This window comes from Micromonospora sp. NPDC049374 (assembly GCF_040677165.1).
Taxonomy (GTDB): Bacteria; Actinomycetota; Actinomycetes; order Mycobacteriales; family Micromonosporaceae; genus Micromonospora.
In genome coordinates this window covers 270,989-286,294 of the sequence record NZ_JBFAQH010000004.1, presented here as the reverse complement: position 1 = coordinate 286,294, position 15,306 = coordinate 270,989, and the positions used below count along the sequence as shown (strand labels likewise).

Annotated in this window: 18 protein-coding genes and 1 pseudogene; 13 read left to right on the top strand and 6 right to left on the bottom strand. The window is 69.9% G+C overall.

Annotated features, from left to right (window positions below):
- The first annotated feature begins 7 nt into the window (after nucleotides 1-7).
- From AB0J93_RS09665 to AB0J93_RS09645, 5 genes are all read left to right on the top strand, one after another.
- Entirely contained in the window at nucleotides 8-1,267 is a 1,260-nt protein-coding gene (locus AB0J93_RS09665) for an MFS transporter (protein WP_363919989.1), read from the top strand.
- A 4-nt stretch (nucleotides 1,268-1,271) separates the two neighbouring features.
- Nucleotides 1,272-1,634 carry a cupin domain-containing protein gene (locus AB0J93_RS09660; protein ID WP_363919987.1) on the top strand — a complete coding sequence of 121 codons (363 nt, stop codon included), beginning with the start codon at nucleotides 1,272-1,274 and terminating at the stop codon, nucleotides 1,632-1,634.
- A 125-nt stretch (nucleotides 1,635-1,759) separates the two neighbouring features.
- Complete coding sequence (locus AB0J93_RS09655) at nucleotides 1,760-2,188, top strand: class I SAM-dependent methyltransferase (RefSeq protein ID WP_363919985.1); 429 nt, start codon at nucleotides 1,760-1,762, stop codon at nucleotides 2,186-2,188.
- A complete protein-coding gene (locus AB0J93_RS09650; protein ID WP_363919983.1) occupies nucleotides 2,185-3,285 on the top strand; it encodes a saccharopine dehydrogenase NADP-binding domain-containing protein in 1,101 nt (366 codons plus the stop codon). The genes AB0J93_RS09655 and AB0J93_RS09650 overlap by 4 nt, the downstream gene beginning before the upstream one ends.
- The gene (locus tag AB0J93_RS09645) at nucleotides 3,285-3,773 is read left to right on the top strand and encodes a hypothetical protein (RefSeq protein WP_363919981.1); all 489 of its coding nucleotides are present in this window, start codon (nucleotides 3,285-3,287) and stop codon (nucleotides 3,771-3,773) included. The genes AB0J93_RS09650 and AB0J93_RS09645 overlap by 1 nt, the downstream gene beginning before the upstream one ends.
- On the opposite strand, the gene AB0J93_RS09640 is transcribed toward AB0J93_RS09645, so the two are convergent.
- Nucleotides 3,739-4,692, bottom strand: coding sequence for a LysR family transcriptional regulator (locus AB0J93_RS09640; RefSeq protein ID WP_093402567.1), 954 nt, complete (start codon nucleotides 4,690-4,692; stop codon nucleotides 3,739-3,741). The two genes, AB0J93_RS09645 and AB0J93_RS09640, sit on opposite strands and share 35 nt — an antisense overlap.
- Before the next feature lie 231 nt (nucleotides 4,693-4,923).
- On the opposite strand from AB0J93_RS09640, the gene AB0J93_RS09635 reads away from it, so the two are divergent.
- On the top strand, nucleotides 4,924-5,634 hold the full coding sequence (locus AB0J93_RS09635; protein WP_093402804.1) for a ThuA domain-containing protein: 711 nt from the start codon (nucleotides 4,924-4,926) through the stop codon (nucleotides 5,632-5,634).
- The gene (locus tag AB0J93_RS09630; protein ID WP_363919978.1) at nucleotides 5,604-6,722 is read left to right on the top strand and encodes a Gfo/Idh/MocA family oxidoreductase; all 1,119 of its coding nucleotides are present in this window, start codon (nucleotides 5,604-5,606) and stop codon (nucleotides 6,720-6,722) included. Before AB0J93_RS09635 ends, AB0J93_RS09630 begins: the two co-directional genes overlap by 31 nt.
- Before the next feature lie 38 nt (nucleotides 6,723-6,760).
- Here AB0J93_RS09630 and AB0J93_RS09625 read toward each other — a convergent pair whose 3' ends face one another.
- Nucleotides 6,761-6,889, bottom strand: a complete 129-nt coding sequence (locus AB0J93_RS09625; RefSeq protein WP_275415487.1) for a hypothetical protein — start codon at nucleotides 6,887-6,889, stop codon at nucleotides 6,761-6,763.
- 326 nt (nucleotides 6,890-7,215) lie between these two features.
- On the opposite strand from AB0J93_RS09625, the gene AB0J93_RS09620 reads away from it, so the two are divergent.
- The 3 genes from AB0J93_RS09620 to AB0J93_RS09610 are packed head-to-tail and all read left to right on the top strand — an operon-like array spanning nucleotide 7,216 to nucleotide 10,251.
- Complete coding sequence (locus AB0J93_RS09620) at nucleotides 7,216-7,764, top strand: PadR family transcriptional regulator (protein ID WP_232511119.1); 549 nt, start codon at nucleotides 7,216-7,218, stop codon at nucleotides 7,762-7,764.
- Nucleotides 7,761-8,486 carry an ABC transporter ATP-binding protein gene (locus AB0J93_RS09615; RefSeq protein WP_363919975.1) on the top strand — a complete coding sequence of 242 codons (726 nt, stop codon included), beginning with the start codon at nucleotides 7,761-7,763 and terminating at the stop codon, nucleotides 8,484-8,486. Before AB0J93_RS09620 ends, AB0J93_RS09615 begins: the two co-directional genes overlap by 4 nt.
- A gap of 1 nt (nucleotide 8,487) precedes the next feature.
- Nucleotides 8,488-10,251: an FtsX-like permease family protein gene (locus tag AB0J93_RS09610; protein ID WP_363919973.1), complete on the top strand. Its 1,764-nt coding sequence runs from the start codon at nucleotides 8,488-8,490 to the stop codon at nucleotides 10,249-10,251.
- 91 nt (nucleotides 10,252-10,342) lie between these two features.
- Here the strand turns inward: AB0J93_RS09610 and AB0J93_RS09605 are convergent, their stop codons facing one another.
- Nucleotides 10,343-11,188, bottom strand: a complete 846-nt coding sequence (locus AB0J93_RS09605; protein WP_363919971.1) for an LLM class flavin-dependent oxidoreductase — start codon at nucleotides 11,186-11,188, stop codon at nucleotides 10,343-10,345.
- Nucleotides 11,189-11,307: 119 nt separating this feature from the next.
- Complete coding sequence (locus tag AB0J93_RS09600) at nucleotides 11,308-12,327, bottom strand: aldo/keto reductase (RefSeq protein WP_363919969.1); 1,020 nt, start codon at nucleotides 12,325-12,327, stop codon at nucleotides 11,308-11,310.
- A gap of 154 nt (nucleotides 12,328-12,481) precedes the next feature.
- On the opposite strand from AB0J93_RS09600, the gene AB0J93_RS09595 reads away from it, so the two are divergent.
- A complete protein-coding gene (locus AB0J93_RS09595) occupies nucleotides 12,482-13,069 on the top strand; it encodes a TetR/AcrR family transcriptional regulator (RefSeq protein WP_363919967.1) in 588 nt (195 codons plus the stop codon).
- A 91-nt stretch (nucleotides 13,070-13,160) separates the two neighbouring features.
- Nucleotides 13,161-13,819: pseudogene (locus tag AB0J93_RS09590) on the top strand (class I SAM-dependent methyltransferase).
- Between the two features lie 37 nt (nucleotides 13,820-13,856).
- Here AB0J93_RS09590 and AB0J93_RS09585 read toward each other — a convergent pair.
- Nucleotides 13,857-13,988, bottom strand: a complete 132-nt coding sequence (locus AB0J93_RS09585) for a hypothetical protein (protein ID WP_363919965.1) — start codon at nucleotides 13,986-13,988, stop codon at nucleotides 13,857-13,859.
- A gap of 60 nt (nucleotides 13,989-14,048) precedes the next feature.
- Nucleotides 14,049-14,816 (bottom strand): helix-turn-helix transcriptional regulator, encoded by a 768-nt coding sequence (locus AB0J93_RS09580; RefSeq protein WP_363919963.1) that lies wholly within the window; start codon nucleotides 14,814-14,816, stop codon nucleotides 14,049-14,051.
- 80 nt (nucleotides 14,817-14,896) lie between these two features.
- On the opposite strand from AB0J93_RS09580, the gene AB0J93_RS09575 reads away from it, so the two are divergent.
- Nucleotides 14,897-15,286, top strand: coding sequence for a nuclear transport factor 2 family protein (locus AB0J93_RS09575; protein WP_363919961.1), 390 nt, complete (start codon nucleotides 14,897-14,899; stop codon nucleotides 15,284-15,286).
- Nucleotides 15,287-15,306 lie beyond the last annotated feature (20 nt).

The window sequence follows — 15,306 nt, the reverse complement described above, 5'->3', positions numbered from 1 at the left end:
GTACGAGATGACCACAACCGGCAAAGGGCCGAGGCCGAACGCGGCCGGTGCAGCGCCACGCCCCGGCGCCACGCGCAACCTGGTGGTCGCCACCATCGGCTTCACCGTCAACTTCTGGGCCTGGGCGCTGCTCGGCCCGCTCGGCCCCGGCGTCAAGGAGCGCCTCGGGCTCAGCTTCGCCGCCCAGTCGCTGCTGGTCGCGGTGCCGGTGATCGTCGGCTCGCTGGGCCGTGTCCCGGTCGGCGCGCTCACCGACCGGTACGGCGCGCGCATCATGTTCCCCCTGCTCAGCCTCGCCACCGTCGTGCCGGTGCTGACCCTGACCGTCGTGGACAGCTACCCGGCGCTGATCGCCACGGGGTTCTTCCTCGGCCTGGGCGGTACGACCTTCGCCATCGGCGTACCGCTGATCTCCGGCTGGTACCCACCCGCCCGTAAGGGGTTCGCGCTCGGTGTCTTCGGCATTGGCACCGGTGGTACCGCCATCGCCAACTTCACCACCGTGCGGCTCGCCGACGCCTACGGCGAGAACACGCCCTTCCTGCTGGTGGCGGCCATCCTCGCCGGCTACGCCGTGCTGGCGTTCCTGCTGCTGCGCGACCCACCCGGCCGTACCGCCCCGGCTGGGTCCGCGCTGGCCCGCACCGCCGAGGTCAGTCGGCTGACCGTCACCTGGCAGCTGTGCTTCCTGTACGCGGTCGGCTTCGGCGGGTTCGTCGCCTTCAGCGTCTACCTGCCCGCGTACCTGCGCACCGCCTACGAGTTGAGCGCCAACGACGCGGCGCTGCGAACCGCCGGCTTCGTCGTCCTGGCCGTGGCCGCCCGCCCGGCCGGCGGCTGGCTTTCCGACCGTCTCCACCCGGTGCCGGTACTCGTCTGGTGCTTCGCCGGCACGGCCGTGTTCGCCGTCGTTCAGGCGTTCCAGCCGCCCCTGATGCCGGTCGCCACGATCGCTCTCCTCGCCATGGCGGCTCTGTTGGGTGCCGCCAGCGGTGCCGTCTTCGCCCTCGTCGGCAGGGTCGCCCCGGCCGACAAGGTCGGCACGGTGACCGGCGTGGTCGGGGCGGCGGGCGGCCTGGGCGGGTTCGTCCCGCCGCTGATCATGGGCTGGGTGTACGGCATCGAAGGCTCGTACGCCATCGGTTTGATGCTGCTGTCCGACGTCGCCCTCGCCGCCGCCGTCTACACCGCCGTCAAGATGAGCCGGGTCGACAAGAAATCAAACCTCGTAGCGGACACAGCGCCCCGCCGGAGCATCCAAGCCTGATCTGATGACAGATATCGACCAGAAGAGGGAGATCATGCAGAAGTCGTCGCTGACCGACCTGACCGACCAACTGCTCACCGCGGCGCGGGGCGCGTCCAGCGGGCGTAGCGCCCAGACCGTGCACGGCGGCCACACCAAGACGTTGCGGCAAACCGTCATCGCCCTCGTCGCCGGTCAACGGCTGGACGAACACGAGAACCCGGGAGAGGCGACCGTGCACGTGCTGCACGGCCTCGTCCGGCTCGCCACCGACACGGCCAGCTGCGACGGCAGCGCCGGCGAGCTGCTGCTGGTCCCCGACGCCCGGCACAGTCTCGAGGCGTTGCAGGACTCCGTGGTGCTGCTGACCGTCGCCAAGAAAATGTGACACGGCACGGGGGCGGAGCCGTGCCATGCACTGATGTTATGGATTACCCAACCAAGTCGCAGTGGTGCTCATAGCTGGGTCCGTACACACTCACTTCCGTGGACAGCGTCCGAAGAGGTGATCAGATGCGGGTGGCGAACGCTCACCAGGCGATGGCCTGGAATGGTCCGGAGGGGGCCCACTGGGCCGAGCACCACGATCGGCGGGAGGACCTCGACGATGCGCTGCTCGACCGCCCGTTCCGGATGGCCGAAACCGGCCCCACCGACGTGGTGCTCGACATCGGGTGCGGCACGGGGCGCACCACCCGGAGAGCGGCACGACAATGTGCCCGGGGTTGGGCAGCCGGAATCGACCTGTCAGCGCCGATGCTCGACCGGGCCCGGGCCGAAGCGGCCCGGGAGGGGCTGACGGACGCCCGGTTCCACCAGGGCGATGCGCCGGTGTACCCATTTCCCCGCGGTCGGCACGACGTGGTGATCAGCAGGTACGGCCTCGGGGCCGGTGTCCGCCTGAGCGGTAGGCACTGGGTGGTCGCGGCGAGGTGGCAATGACCGACCGTGGAGTGGCCGTCGTGATCGGCGGTTACGGCGCCGTGGGTCGGGTGGTGGCCACCACCCTGGCCCGGGATTCGGCGAACGAGGTCGTCGTCGCTGGTCGTGATCTGGCGCGTGCTGAGGCCCTGGCCCGGACCGGCCCGGGCCGGCTGACCCCGCACCGGTTGGACCTTGACGACCTGCGGGGTCTCGACGGGCTGCTGGCCGACGCCGCCGTGGTGGTCATGTGTGTGGAGCATCGCAACGAGGCGGTGGCCCGCGCGTGCCTGGACCGCGGCGTCTCCTATGTCGACATCAGCGCGTCGGCCGACGTGCTGGCCGGCATCGAACGGCTCGACGCCGCCGCGAAGCGGACCGGAACGACCGCCGTGCTCAGCGTCGGGCTGGCACCCGGACTGACAAACGTGCTGGCCCGCCGCTGCACCGGGCGCCTGCCATCCGCGACCTCCGTCGACGTGACGATCCTGTTGGGCGCGGCCGGTGACCACGGGCCGGACTCGGTCCGGTGGACGGTGACGGGACTGATGGCCCCGCTCGACCGGACCCAGCGGCCGGGACGGGCTCGGGTGGACCTGCCGGGATTCGGCGTGCGTACCGCGTACCCGTTTCCCTTCTCGGACCAGTACACCTTGACCCGTACGCTCGGCGTCCCGGTGACCACCCGCCTCTGTTTCGACTCCGGTGCCGTCACGGCGGCGTTGTTCCGGCTGCGTGCCGTCGGCGCATTCCGGCTGGCGGACCGGCTGGGTGGGGCTCGCCTGCTGACCGGCGCGTCGAGCCGACTGCGGCTCGGCGGAGACCGGTTCGTGGTGCACGCTTCGGCCACCGACGGAGGGGGAAGGCACGTGTGGTCGGCGGTGACGGGCCGTCAAGAGTGCCACGCGACAGGTGTGGTCGCTGCGGAGATCGCCTTCGGCGTGCTGGGGCGCCGCTATCCGCCCGGGGTGCATCACATCGACCAGATCGTCGACGCGGGTGAGTTCCTGAAGACGATGCAGCGGCACGACCTGGCGGTGCACGAGCACCCGCTGCCGTTCCCGGCCGAGCCGTCGGCAGGCCGGTTGCCAGTTGTTCCCGAGGGAGGTGAGAAGTGATGCAACGAATGCCAGCCGGCCGGCTCCGAGCCGCCATCACCTGGACCACCGTGCTCTTTCTCGTGACGTTCGTCCACCACGTGTACGGGGGTCTCCGGTTCGACAGCCCACAGCGGACCATCCTGGCCGGGGTGTTCAGCGCCGTCTTCGCCGTCACGTATCTGGCATATCGGCTCGGATCGACGATGCGGTGGGCTCGCGCGATCTTCTGGTCCCTGGTCTACGCCTTCTGGGTGGCGGCGGTCGGCCTTTTCGAGGGTGGGCTCAATCACGCCCTGTTCGTCGTGCTGCGGCTGCTGGACGCTCAGACCCTCATCAACGACCTCTATCCCGTTGACGGCGATGCGCGCATCTCGGACGACGTGTTGTTCCAGGGCACCGGGGTGCTGACCCTGGTCACCGCGGTGGTGCTGGCGGTGGCGCCCGCCTGGTCCCGGAAGTCGCCGACGGTCGTCACGCCTCGACGGGCTGCCGGCAGATTGCCGTGAGGATCTCGATCATCGCGGTCGCCGCCGGCGACCGGAACGGCGGGGCGGCCGCTGCGGCATACAACCGGCGGGTCGGCAGGACCGGAACGGTGGGGCGCAGGACGATGTCCGGCCGTAGCGCGGCCTGGGTCAGCGTCGGCACGAGCATGACACCGGCCCGCGCGGCGACCAGGGCCTGCTTGCCGTTCCAGTCGTCGCAGAAGAAGGCGATCTGCGGGGGACCGCCCAACGCCTCGGCGATCGGCGGGATCGGACCGAGGCAGTCCGGATAGGCGCCCTCGATCCACCGCTCGTCCTTCAGTTTCCGCAACGGCACTCGATTGCGCTGCGCCAACGGATGATCGGCCGGCAGGGCGACGTGTAGCCGTTCGTCGCAGAGCGGCACCAGGTCGAGACCGTCCAGCGCTTCGTCGGTGACTCGCGACGCGGACGGGTCGTACTTCGCGCTGGCCGGGTCGACGAACAATTGCCACGAGGTCAGCAGGGCCACGTCGATCCGGCCGTCCCTGATGGCCGCCAGCGGCCCCGCCTCGTCCGGTCGGACAAGGTTCACCGCGACGCCCGGATGGGACTCGGCGAAGCACCGAATGGCTTCCGGAGTCAGCCGGGCGTTGGCGCTCGGGAAGGCCGACACGTTGAGCTGCCCGCCGGTCAGGCTGGTGAAGGCGCGCAACCGGGCTTCCAGGGCGTCGGTCCGCACCAGGATGTCGCGGGCCAGCTCGACGGCGGTCTGCCCGGCCTGGGTGAGCCGTACGCCGCGCGGAAGCCGACGGAACAACGGCACGCCGACGCGCCGTTCCAATCCGCTGATCTGCCGGGATACGGCTGGTTGTGTCATGGACAGCGCCTCGGCCGCGGCGGAGAACGAACCCCGGCTGGCGACCTCCAGGAGCACCCGCAAGGTCCAGGGGTCAATCATGCATGCAGCTTATATCCGTGGTTTCCGCCGAGACCGTACGCTGTGCGTTGTCAGCGCCCGGAACTGGCGACCGGAGGCCCCGCACCGACCATTACTCCTGCGCATGGCAGACGGGCCCGGCGCCTCGGGTGAGGGGCTGAGCCAGGAGGGCGGCCCGGGTACGGTTAGGCCCTGTGTCGAGTCCCTGGCCGACGCACGGCGGGCCCAGGCGGGACCGGGGGAGGAGTGGGTGTGACGCAGCGGAGAGCCCTTGTGGTCCGAGGCGGGTGGGAGGGCCACCGGCCGGTCGAGGCGACAGAGTTGTTCATCCCGTTCCTCGAACGCAGCGGATACGCGGTACGGGTGGAGGGGTCGACGGAGGTCTACACCGACGCCGCCGAACTGGCCGACACCGACCTCATCGTGCAGTGCATGACGATGTCGCAGATCACCGCGGAGCAGGTGGCGGGTCTGGCTGCGGCGGTCGTCGCCGGTACGGGTTTCACCGGCTGGCACGGTGGCATCGTCGATTCGTTCCGCGCCTCGTCGGATTACCTGCACCTGGTGGGCGGCCAGTTCGCCACCCATCCGGGCGTCCAGCCGTGCGACCGCAGCGGCGGAGAGGCAGACAACTTCCTGCCTCACTCGGTCACCATCACCGACCTCGGCCGGGAGCATCCGATCACCGCCGGGATCGAGAACTTCGACCTGGTCACCGAACAGTACTGGGTCCTGCACGACGACCTGATCGACGTCCTGGCCACCACCACCCACCCGACCCGGGAGTGGCACCCGTGGCACCGGCCGGTCACCTCACCGGCGATCTGGACCCGACACTGGGGCGCCGGGCGGATCGTGGTGACGACTCCGGGGCACAGCCTCGACGTGCTGGAGCATCCGAGTGTCCGTACCGTCATCGAGAGGGGAATGGTGTGGGCGACCCGCACGGCGTCGGCGTCGTAGGTCTCGGGTTCATCTCCCGCGCGTACCTGAACACGCTGGCCGACCATCCGACCGTGCGCGTCGTCGCGGTGGCCGACCTGGATCCGGCCCGGGCCGACGCGGCCGCCGCCACGATTCCCGGCGCCGAGGCGGTCAGTGTCGAGCGACTGCTCCACCACCCCGACGTGGAAACGGTGCTCAACCTGACCATCCCGGCGGCGCACGCCGAGATCTCGAACGCGGCGATCGACGCCGGCCGGCACGTCTACGTCGAGAAGCCGCTCACCGTCACGCTCCCGGAGGGCCGGTCGCTCATGAACCGGGCGGCGTCGGCCGGCGTCCGCGTCGGATGCGCGCCGGACACCGTTCTGGGCACCGGTACGCAGACCGCCCGCGCGGCGATCGACGGTGGGCTGATCGGCCGCCCGTTCTCCGCATCGGCCGTCATGGTTACTCCGGGACACGAGCGCTGGCACCCCAACCCCGACTTCTACTACGCCCCGGGCGGCGGCCCACTCATGGACATGGGGCCGTACTACATCTCCGCGCTGGTCCACCTGCTCGGGCCGGTCCGGGCGGTGATCGGAGCGGCCAGCCGCCTGCGTGACAGCCGGGTCATTGGCTCGGGCCCCCGGCTCGGGCAGCGGATCCCGGTCGAGGTGCCGACCCACGTGAGCGGTGTGCTGGAACACGAGGGTGGTGCCCTGAGCACGCTCACGACCACCTTCGACGGTGTCGCGACGACGGCCGTGCCGATCGAGGTGCAGGGGGAGGAGGGCACCCTCGCCGTACCCGATCCGAACAACTTCGGCGGCGAGGTCCGCCACCTCGCGCTCGACGGCCCTGAATGGCGCACAGTCGAACCGCGGGCCGGGTACGTCGCCGCCGCCCGGGGGGTCGGCCTGATCGACCTGGTCCGGGCCGACGATACGCGTCCGCCACGGGCCAGCGGCGAGGTCGGGCTGCACGTACTCGACATCATGACCAGCCTGCTCCGGTCGGCCGCGGAGGGCCGGCGGATCGAGCTGACCACGGCGGTCCAACGCCCCGCACCCGTCCCGCTCACCCCGGTCGAGGACTGGCTCTCCGCTGTCGTATCCGAAGGCTGAGCAAATCCTCGGCACGCGGATCGCCGTCTTCGCTGGGCTCAGGCGGCCCCGCCGTTGGCGTAGACGATCTGGCCGTTGACCCAGCGCCCGGGACCGGCCAGGAAGGACATCACCTCCTCGGCGTCCTCGGGTGCCGAGGCGCGCTCACTGGGGTTCATGCGCGCCATGCGCTGCACGGTCGCCTCGCCCTGCAGGAGCAGCGTCGTTACTCTGCGTGCTGATTGGCACTCTGCGCTCGTGATGTGGCGGATCGACGCGGCGTCGTCACGGTGGTCGCCGAATCGGGATCAGCCTGGCCCGGGCAACTGTTCCGTCGCGTCGGTAGAAGTCCCTGATGCTCTCGGCCGGTCGGCGCGGAGTCTCGGCGTACACCTGCGAGTGCAGAGGTAGAACAGCCGCTCAGGTTGGTAGCGGCTGGGTCCGTACGCCCGCCGCGCGGATTTGACAACCCTATAGCTAACGGCTATCTATGAGCGGTCCGGAACGAAGGGATGTGCCTGGGGTGCAGGACGTGGTGCTGGCCATGCTGGCAAAGGAGCCAGCGCACGGGTACGAACTGCGCGGCCGGATGCGTGACGCACTCGGCCCGCTGGGCGACGCGATGAACGCTGGGCAGGTCTACGTGACGCTGGCCCGGCTGGGCAAGGCCGGACTGGTGACCTCGGAGCGGGCCGACGGCCTGCCGGACCGGCCCGACCGCCGGGTCTACGCGCTGACCCCGGCCGGACAGCAACGGGTCGCCGGTTGGCTGGCCGAGGTGAGCTGGCCGAAGCCGGACCTTACGGAGTTCCATTTGAAGCTGGTGACCGCCGCGGCTGGCCGGCTGGCCGATCCCGTGGCACTTGTCGACGCACAGCGGCGCGAGGTACTGCGCCGGCTGCGCGATACGCAGCTCGCCGCATTGGACAGGTCGGTGGATCCGGTCGCCGGGGTGCTGCTGGAGGGTGTGGTGCTACGGCTGCGGGCCGACCTGGAGTGGCTCGAGGCATGCGAGCGAATGTGGACCGATCGTGATCGGACGGCGCGGGAGGCGGAGGCGTGACCGGTTCGATGGCGTTGCGGGCACGTGGGCTGACCAAACGGTACGGCTCGAACAACACGCTCGTACGGGCGGTCGACGAGGTCGACCTGGACGTGCCCGCCGGGCAGACGTTGGCGGTGATGGGCCCGAGCGGCTGCGGCAAGTCCACGCTGCTGCACCTGCTCGGCGGGCTGCAACGCCCGACCTGTGGGCAGGTGTGGCTGGCCGGAAACCGGATCGACACGCTGACTGAACGGGCGCTGGCCCGGCTGCGGCGGGACCGCATCGGCTTCGTCTTCCAGTCGTTCCACCTCATGGACGAGCTCACTGCGGTCGAGAACGTCGAGCTGGCGGCGCTACTGGCTGGCCGCTCACCGGGGCGGGCCCGCAGGCGGGCGATGTACCTGCTGGACCGGGTCGGGTTGGCCGACCGTGCCGCCCACCTGCCCTCGGCGCTCTCCGGCGGGCAGCGCCAGCGGGTTGCGATCGCCCGCGCCTTGAGTAACGAGCCACTGATCGTACTCGCCGACGAACCCACCGGCAATCTGGACAGTGCGGCCACCCTGGAGGTGCTGCGGCTGTTCGAGGAGTTGCACACCGCCGGGCAGACCCTCGTGGTGGTCACCCACGACGCCCGCATCGCCGCTGTCTCCGACCGGGTGATCTCGATGCGTGACGGGGCGTTCGCCGACGACAACCGCTTCGCCGCCCCCATCGGGAACGTCTACGGCTGGCGGCGCTGACATGTCCGGCCGCCTTCTGCTCGTCTGCCGGCTGCTGATTCGGGACCTGCGCCGCCGTCGGACCGAGACCCTTCTGCTCCTGGTCGCCATCACCGCCGCCACCGCCACGCTGACCCTCGGCCTCAACCTCAACGAGATCGCCGACCGGCCGTACCAGCAGACCCGGGCCGCCACCGCCGGACCGGACGTGATCATGACACCCCTGGCCACCGGTCAGGCCGCGTTGGACGAACTCGCACCACTGCCGAACGCGGCCGGCGTCGCCGATCACAGCGGTCCCTTCCCGATCGCCTACCTGACCATGACGGCCGCCGGCATCTCCGCCCACGCCGTCGTCGAGGGCCGGGACATCGCACCGGACTCGATCAACCGGCCGGCGATGACCGACGGCACCTGGGTACGCCCGGGCGGCGTGGTCGTCGAGAGCGCCTTCGCTGACGCCCTCGGCATCCGCGTCGGCGACACCGTCGACATCGAAGGCCATCCGCTACGCGTGACCGGAACCGCGGTCACCGCCGCGAGACCGACGTATCCGTACGCCGGGTGGCACTACTCCGGCAGCGTCCTGATCGAGCGCGGCGGCCTGGTCTGGGTCGAGCGCGGCGACATCGCCACGCTTGCGGGCGGTGAGCCGCTGTCGTACACCCTGAACCTCAAACTCACCGACCCGGCGGACAGCGCCAGCTACGGCGTTGGCCCACACGTGGCCACCTGGCAGTGGATCGGCGAGCTCAACGGCCGGCTGTACCAGGACGCGCAGATGGCGCTGCTCGTCGGTAGCTGGCTGCTCAGCGGCCTCGCGCTGGCCGGAGTCGCCGGCATCGTCGCGGGCCGGATCATCGGCCAGCGACGCCGGGTGGGGCTGCTCAAGGCCGTCGGTGCCGGACCGGCCGTGATCGCCGCCGTCCATCTCGCCGAGTACCTCGTCATCGGGCTCACCGCCGGCGCGACGGGCGTGGCCGTGGGCTGGTCCGCCGCACCCGTGCTGATCCGCCCCAGCGTCGGACTCATCGGCTCGGTCAACGCCCAGCCGCCCGCGCTGCGTACGGTGGTCGCAGCCACGGTCCTCGCCCTCGCGATCGCCGTGACGGCCACCCTGGTACCGGTGATACGCGCCGCCACCACCAGCACCGTCCACGCACTGTCCGACGCCGCGACGCCACCGCAGCGCCGGCAATGGCGGATCTGGCTGTCGCGGCAGTTGCCCACCGCCCTGCTGATCGGGGTGCGGATCAACGCCCGCCGGCCGCGCCGGGCCCGGCTGGTCACCGTGAACGCCCTGATCACCACGACCGCACTCGTCGCCGTACTCGTGATCCGCACCCGGGTGGAGCACTTCGACCTCGGCTACACGGAGCTCGCCAACCCCCGCAGCGAGCGAATGGACCAGGCCCTGCTCGTCGTCATCGTCGTGCTCTGCATCCTTGCGCTCATCAACGCCGTCGTGAGCACCTGGACCGCGGTCCTCGACGCCCGGCAGCCACTGGCCGTCGCGCGGACGCTCGGTGCCACGCCCGCGCAGGCCGGCCTGGGCCTGGCGGTAGCGCAACTGCTGCCCGCCGTACCCGGCGTCGTGGCGGGGATCCCGTCCGGCCTCGGGCTCCTCACGTTCGTCAGCCGTGCCGAGATCCAGTACCCGCCCACTGCCTGGCTGCTCGCCACGGCACTCGGAGTCCTACTCGCCATCGCCGCGCTCACCGCCATCCCCGCAATGCTCGCCACCCGGCGCTCGGTCGTGGACACGCTCCGGTCCGCACCGAGCTGACCGCCGTCACCTGCACCACGACACGTCCTTGAAACGACTCGCACGGCAACGGCCGGATAACCGCGATGCGGAGGTTCGCGCTGCGGCTGGGTTACTGGGCGGGCGTGGTGATGAGTTCGTCGGTGACCCACTGGGCGACGTTGGCGGGGTAGGGCGCGGGCAGTCCGAGGACGATGTGCTGGAAGCCGGCGTCGATCGCTCTGCCGATTGCCTCCTGGTTGATGCCGGGCTGCTCGTAGGAGACCGGCAGGACGATGGATCGGGTGATCGAGGCGGGGTCGCGCCCGATCTCGGTGCAGTAGCGGTCCAGCAGTGCGCTGCGACGGACGGCGTCGTCGATGTCGCCGCCGGGGATGTTCCACAGGTCGGCGTGCTCGGCCGCCACGCGCAGCACGGCTGCCGAGCGTCCGCCCACGAGGATCGGTGGATGGGGGCGCTGGACGGGTTTGGGGTTGCAGAATGCTCCGGTGAGACGGTGGTAGGTCCCGTGGAAGTCGAACGGCTCGGCCTCGGTCCACAGCCGGCGAATGACGGTGCACGCCTCGGCGAGGCTTCCCACCGCGTGTGCCGCGTCGTGGAAGGGCAGGCCGTGTGCTTCATACTCGCGCCGGGCCAGCGGGTGGCTGGGTCGTGAACCCGCGCCGATACCGAAGTCGAGCCGTCCGTCGGAGACGATGTCCACGGTCGCGGCGATCTTGGCCAGCATCGCGGGCGGGCGGATGCGGTTGCTGGTCACGAGCAGGCCGAGGCGCAGTCGTCGGGTCTGTGCGGCGAGGGCCGAGAGCAGGGTCCAGCCTTCGTAGGTCGGCCCGTTCGGGTCGCCGCCGATCGGCATGAGGTGATCGAACAGCCACGCGTGCTCGATCTCCGGGATGGTGTCTGCCTCGCGCCAGACCCGCAGGACGTCGTGGTAGTCGACCTGTGACGGGGCGGTCATGATTCCGAATCGAGGCAGGGGTGTTCGCGGCATGGGTCCGTTCGTCCTTTCTGAAGGGCCACCCTGCGACGCACCGAGCAGGGGTACGCCTGCCGGCGCGTGCCTGACGTGACGAGCGATCAGCGACGTCGCCGCGCCGAGTCGAGCAGGGCGGGCGGCGTGTCGTTCTTCTCGTGTGCGGCGAGGTCGACGCCGGGATCGACGATCGCGTCGATCGCGTCGAGCACGTCGGCGGAGAGCACGGTGTCCGCGGCGGCGAGCTGAGCGTGCAGGTGGTCCATCGTGCGAGGGCCGATGATCGCGCTGGTCACGGCGGGGTGCGCGGTGACGAATCCGAGCGCGAGCTGGATCATACTGAGGCCGGCCTCGTCGGCTACTGTGGCGAGCTGCTCGACGGCGTCGAGCTTGGCGCGGTTGGCGGGGATGCTGATGTCGTAGCGCTGCTGCATGAAGCCCGAGCGGTTGGTGCTGATTTCCTGGCCGGCACGGATCGCGCCAGACAGCCATCCCGACGCCAGTGGGCTCCAGGCGAGCACGCCCATGCCGTACTCCTCGGTCACCGGCAGCACGTGGGTCTCGACCCCACGCTGCAGGATCGAATAGTTGGGCTGTTCGGTGACATACCGGCCCAGATGGTTCTCCCGGGCGGCCCACTGCGCCTGCACGATGCGATAGGCGGGGAAGGTCGACGAGCCGAAGTACCGAATCTTTCCCGCCCGCTGTAGGTCGGTCAGCGCTGACAGCGTCTCCTCGTCGCTCGTGCTCGGGTCCCACCGGTGGATCTGGTAAAGATCCACGTGGTCGGCGCCGAGCCGGCGCAGGCTGTTGTCCAACGCGGTGACCAACCAGCGGCGCGAACCGCCCCGATGGTTGCGCTCGTCGCCCATCGGCAAGCTCGCCTTCGTAGCCAGCACGACGTCGTCGCGGCGACCGGCGATGGCCTTGCCGATCATCTCCTCGGACTGGCCGCCGCTGTACACGTCGGCGGTGTCGATGAGGTTGATCCCCGCATCGAGGGCCGCATCGACGATGGCGGTTGCTTCCTCCTGCGTGGTGTTGCCGATCTTCCCAAAGTTCATCGCGCCGAGCACGAGGGTGCTGACCTGCACACCGGTGCGGCCCAAAGTGCGGTACTGCATGACTTGTCCCCCTTGGGAGGTGAAGTGGTTTGCGAGGCTCGGCTTGGGTCCTGGCTCGCCTGTTCAGTATGCTGGTTGAGCGGAACCTTGTTCCGTTAGCCAACATACGGAACACGGTTCCGCATGGCAAGTAGAGTGGCGGAGGTAACGCGCAGTGGTCGGCACCGACAGCGGATCAGGGTCGTCAGCCAAGCGGAAGCGTGCGGACGCCCGGCGTAACGAGGAGACACTGCTGGACGCGGCCGCCGCGGCTTTCGTCACTTCCGGCGTCGATGTGCCCGTGCGCGACATCGCCGCCAGGGCCGGCGTCGGCATCGGCACGATCTACCGCCACTTCCCGACGCGAGCCGATCTCATCGTCGCGGTCTACCAGCACCAGGTCGAGGCATGTGCTGAGGCTGGTCCGACACTGCTGGCGAACAGCAGTACACCGCACGCCGCCCTGGTGCGTTGGATCGACCTCTTCGTCGACTTCCTGGTGACCAAGCACGGCCTTGCCGAGGCGTTGCAGTCCGACGACGCCGCCTTCGAGACCCTGCACGCCTATTTCATCGACCGCCTCGTCCCCGTGTGTGCCCGGCTGCTCGATGCTGCTGCCACAGCGGGCGAGATCCGCCCCGACATGGATGCCTACGAACTGCTGCGTGGCGTCGGCAATCTCTGCATCGGCGCGGACCACAACCCCCGCTACGACGCGCGTCGCATGGTCGGACTCCTCACCGAAGGACTGCGCCTCCGCTAGGCAGTCGGCCGCGATCTCCGCCTTCCGTGCCGGTCCTGGGCCGGCGGTAGATTCGCCGCCACGACGGCGGTCGACGGAAGGGCAACCGGGAATGGACGACAGGACCGAGGAGCTGCGGCACGCGCACGACGTGCTGTCGGAGTGGTACGCGAAGAACGTGGCCGAGGCGCTTGAGCGGATGCCGATCGAGCGGGCGATGCTCGACCTGTTCGCCGAGCTGACCCTGGCGGTGGGGCCGGAGGTCGCGGATGTGGGTTGCGGCACCGGGCGACTTCTGCCGTACCTCGCCGACCGGGGTCTGTCGCCGCGCGGGGTGGACCTCTCGCCGGGAATGATCGAGGTGGCGCGGCGGGACAACCCGGGCTTCGCGTACGAGGTCGCCGACCTGCGCGAGCTGCCGTTCGAGGATGCGTCGCTGGCCGGGGTGGTGTGCTGGTTCTCGTTGATCTACCTTCCGCCCGAGGCCCGGGCTCACGCGTTCGCCGAACTCGCCCGGGTCGTGCAGCCGGGCGGCTACCTGGTGGCGGCCTTCAAGCACGGCGACGGCACCGCGCACCGTAACGGTCCCGGCAGCCGTATCGCCGCTTCGGCATCGACTTCGATCGCTACTGGCTTTCGGCCCGGGAGATGGCGGACCGCTTCGCCGCCGCCGGGCTCGCCCTGGTTTTTCAGGGCAGCACTCCGTTCGAGAAAGGCGAGCCACCGTACGGCTACATGCTGGTCCGCAAGACCGACTCGGCGACCGCGTAGCCGTGCCCCCTGCAACAGCACGGGACCGCGTGCCGGCTCACGGGCGCTCCGAGCAGGTGAAGTCGTCCGCAGGCCGCAGCGGGAAGACCGCGGCGTAGTCGTCGGTGAAGCAGTCCGGGGCGTCGGAGTTGAGGGCATCGCGAAGTCGTTCGACCGGGTCGTCCCGCACGGTTGTCTCCCCGCTGCCCTGACCGGACCGCTGCGGGCACGTGGCCGGACCGGAGGCACGCTACTCGGCGAAGTAGGCGGCGCTCTCCGCGTCCGCCGGGTAGTAGGACTCGATCGCGATCTCGTCGATGGTGACGTCCATCGGGGTGCCGAACGTGGTGATGGTCGAGAACAGTCGCAGTTCCCGTCCGTCGACGTTGAGGATCATCGGGATCACGACGTCGCCGTCGATCCGTTGGTCTGACGCCTCGTCCGGCCCGGGCGTCAGGAGTTCCTCGTAGAGCGCGGTGAGGCCAGGGTCGGGAGCGGTGGCGAGTTGGCGTGAGATCCGGGTGCGGAACACCGCGCGTACGTCGGCCAGGTTGACGACCAGGCGGGCGAGCCCGCGCGGGTGCAGTCCCAGCCGCACCAGGTTGACCGGTGGCCGCAGCAGGTCGGGAGCCACCTGTGCGAAGAACGGGTCGACGGCGCGGTTGGTCATCAGGATGTTCCAGCGGCGGTCGAAGACCACCGCCGGGTACGGCTCGTGTGCGCGGAGCACCCTGCGGATGGCGTCCTGTGCGGCCGACAGTGCATCGTCGTGGAGTGGACGCTCGGTGTAGCGGGGTGCGAAGCCGCCGGCGAGCAGGAGCTGGTTGCGATCACGTAGCGGCACGTGGAGCTGATCCGCGAGCCGGAGGATCATGTCGGCGCTCGGTTTGGACTTGCCCGTTTCGACCAGGCTGACGTGACGGGCGGAGACGTCCGCGGCGATAGCGAGATCGAGTTGGCTGAGTCCCCGGCGTTGTCGCCACTGTCGTAGGAGTTCCCCGACCGTGTGCACGATCAAGGATCGTACCCATCGATGGGCCGGGCGCCATGAAATCCGATGTCATCGACAGGCGTCGCGGATGCGTAAACACTGCGTCCATGACCACGGAGAACAAGAACATCGTCCAACGGGCGCTGGCGGGGTTGATCGAGACAGGTGACGTCGACGCGCTCGCACGATCGCTGAGTGACGACTTCGTTCACCATCGCCCGGGTTCGATCACATCGAGCAGAGGGGAGTGGCTCGCCGCCGTCCGCGCCGCGCTGGTGCCGCTCGCCGGTATGCGGGTCGAGATTCATCAGGTGCTGGCCGACGGTGATCACGTCATGGTGTACTCGCGGCGCTGGCTTGCGGACACCGGCCCGGAGATTGCGGTCGTCGACATCTGGCGGATCGACGATGGGCTGATCGCCGAGGGTTGGGAGATCATCGAGCCGGTCGCCCAGGTCGCCGCCAACCTGGTGTGGTGGGCACCGGCCCAGCGCTGACCGTCGGCCCTACTGGCGGG

Excerpts from the sequence above, each read along its gene's own strand:
- AB0J93_RS09610 (WP_363919973.1), top strand. The coding sequence starts at position 8,488 with ATGTCCGGCCGCCTTCTGCTCGTCTGCCGGCTGCTGATTCGGGACCTG.
- AB0J93_RS09650 (WP_363919983.1), top strand. The coding sequence starts at position 2,185 with ATGACCGACCGTGGAGTGGCCGTCGTGATCGGCGGTTACGGCGCCGTG.
- AB0J93_RS09640 (WP_093402567.1), bottom strand. The coding sequence starts at position 4,692 with ATGATTGACCCCTGGACCTTGCGGGTGCTCCTGGAGGTCGCCAGCCGG.
- AB0J93_RS09655 (WP_363919985.1), top strand. The coding sequence starts at position 1,760 with ATGCGGGTGGCGAACGCTCACCAGGCGATGGCCTGGAATGGTCCGGAG.
- AB0J93_RS09575 (WP_363919961.1), top strand. The coding sequence starts at position 14,897 with ATGACCACGGAGAACAAGAACATCGTCCAACGGGCGCTGGCGGGGTTG.
- AB0J93_RS09605 (WP_363919971.1), bottom strand. The coding sequence starts at position 11,188 with ATGACCGCCCCGTCACAGGTCGACTACCACGACGTCCTGCGGGTCTGG.
- AB0J93_RS09645 (WP_363919981.1), top strand. The coding sequence starts at position 3,285 with ATGCAACGAATGCCAGCCGGCCGGCTCCGAGCCGCCATCACCTGGACC.
- AB0J93_RS09660 (WP_363919987.1), top strand. The coding sequence starts at position 1,272 with ATGACAGATATCGACCAGAAGAGGGAGATCATGCAGAAGTCGTCGCTG.
- AB0J93_RS09665 (WP_363919989.1), top strand. The coding sequence starts at position 8 with ATGACCACAACCGGCAAAGGGCCGAGGCCGAACGCGGCCGGTGCAGCG.
- AB0J93_RS09625 (WP_275415487.1), bottom strand. The coding sequence starts at position 6,889 with ATGGCGCGCATGAACCCCAGTGAGCGCGCCTCGGCACCCGAGGACGCC.
- AB0J93_RS09600 (WP_363919969.1), bottom strand. The coding sequence starts at position 12,327 with ATGCAGTACCGCACTTTGGGCCGCACCGGTGTGCAGGTCAGCACCCTC.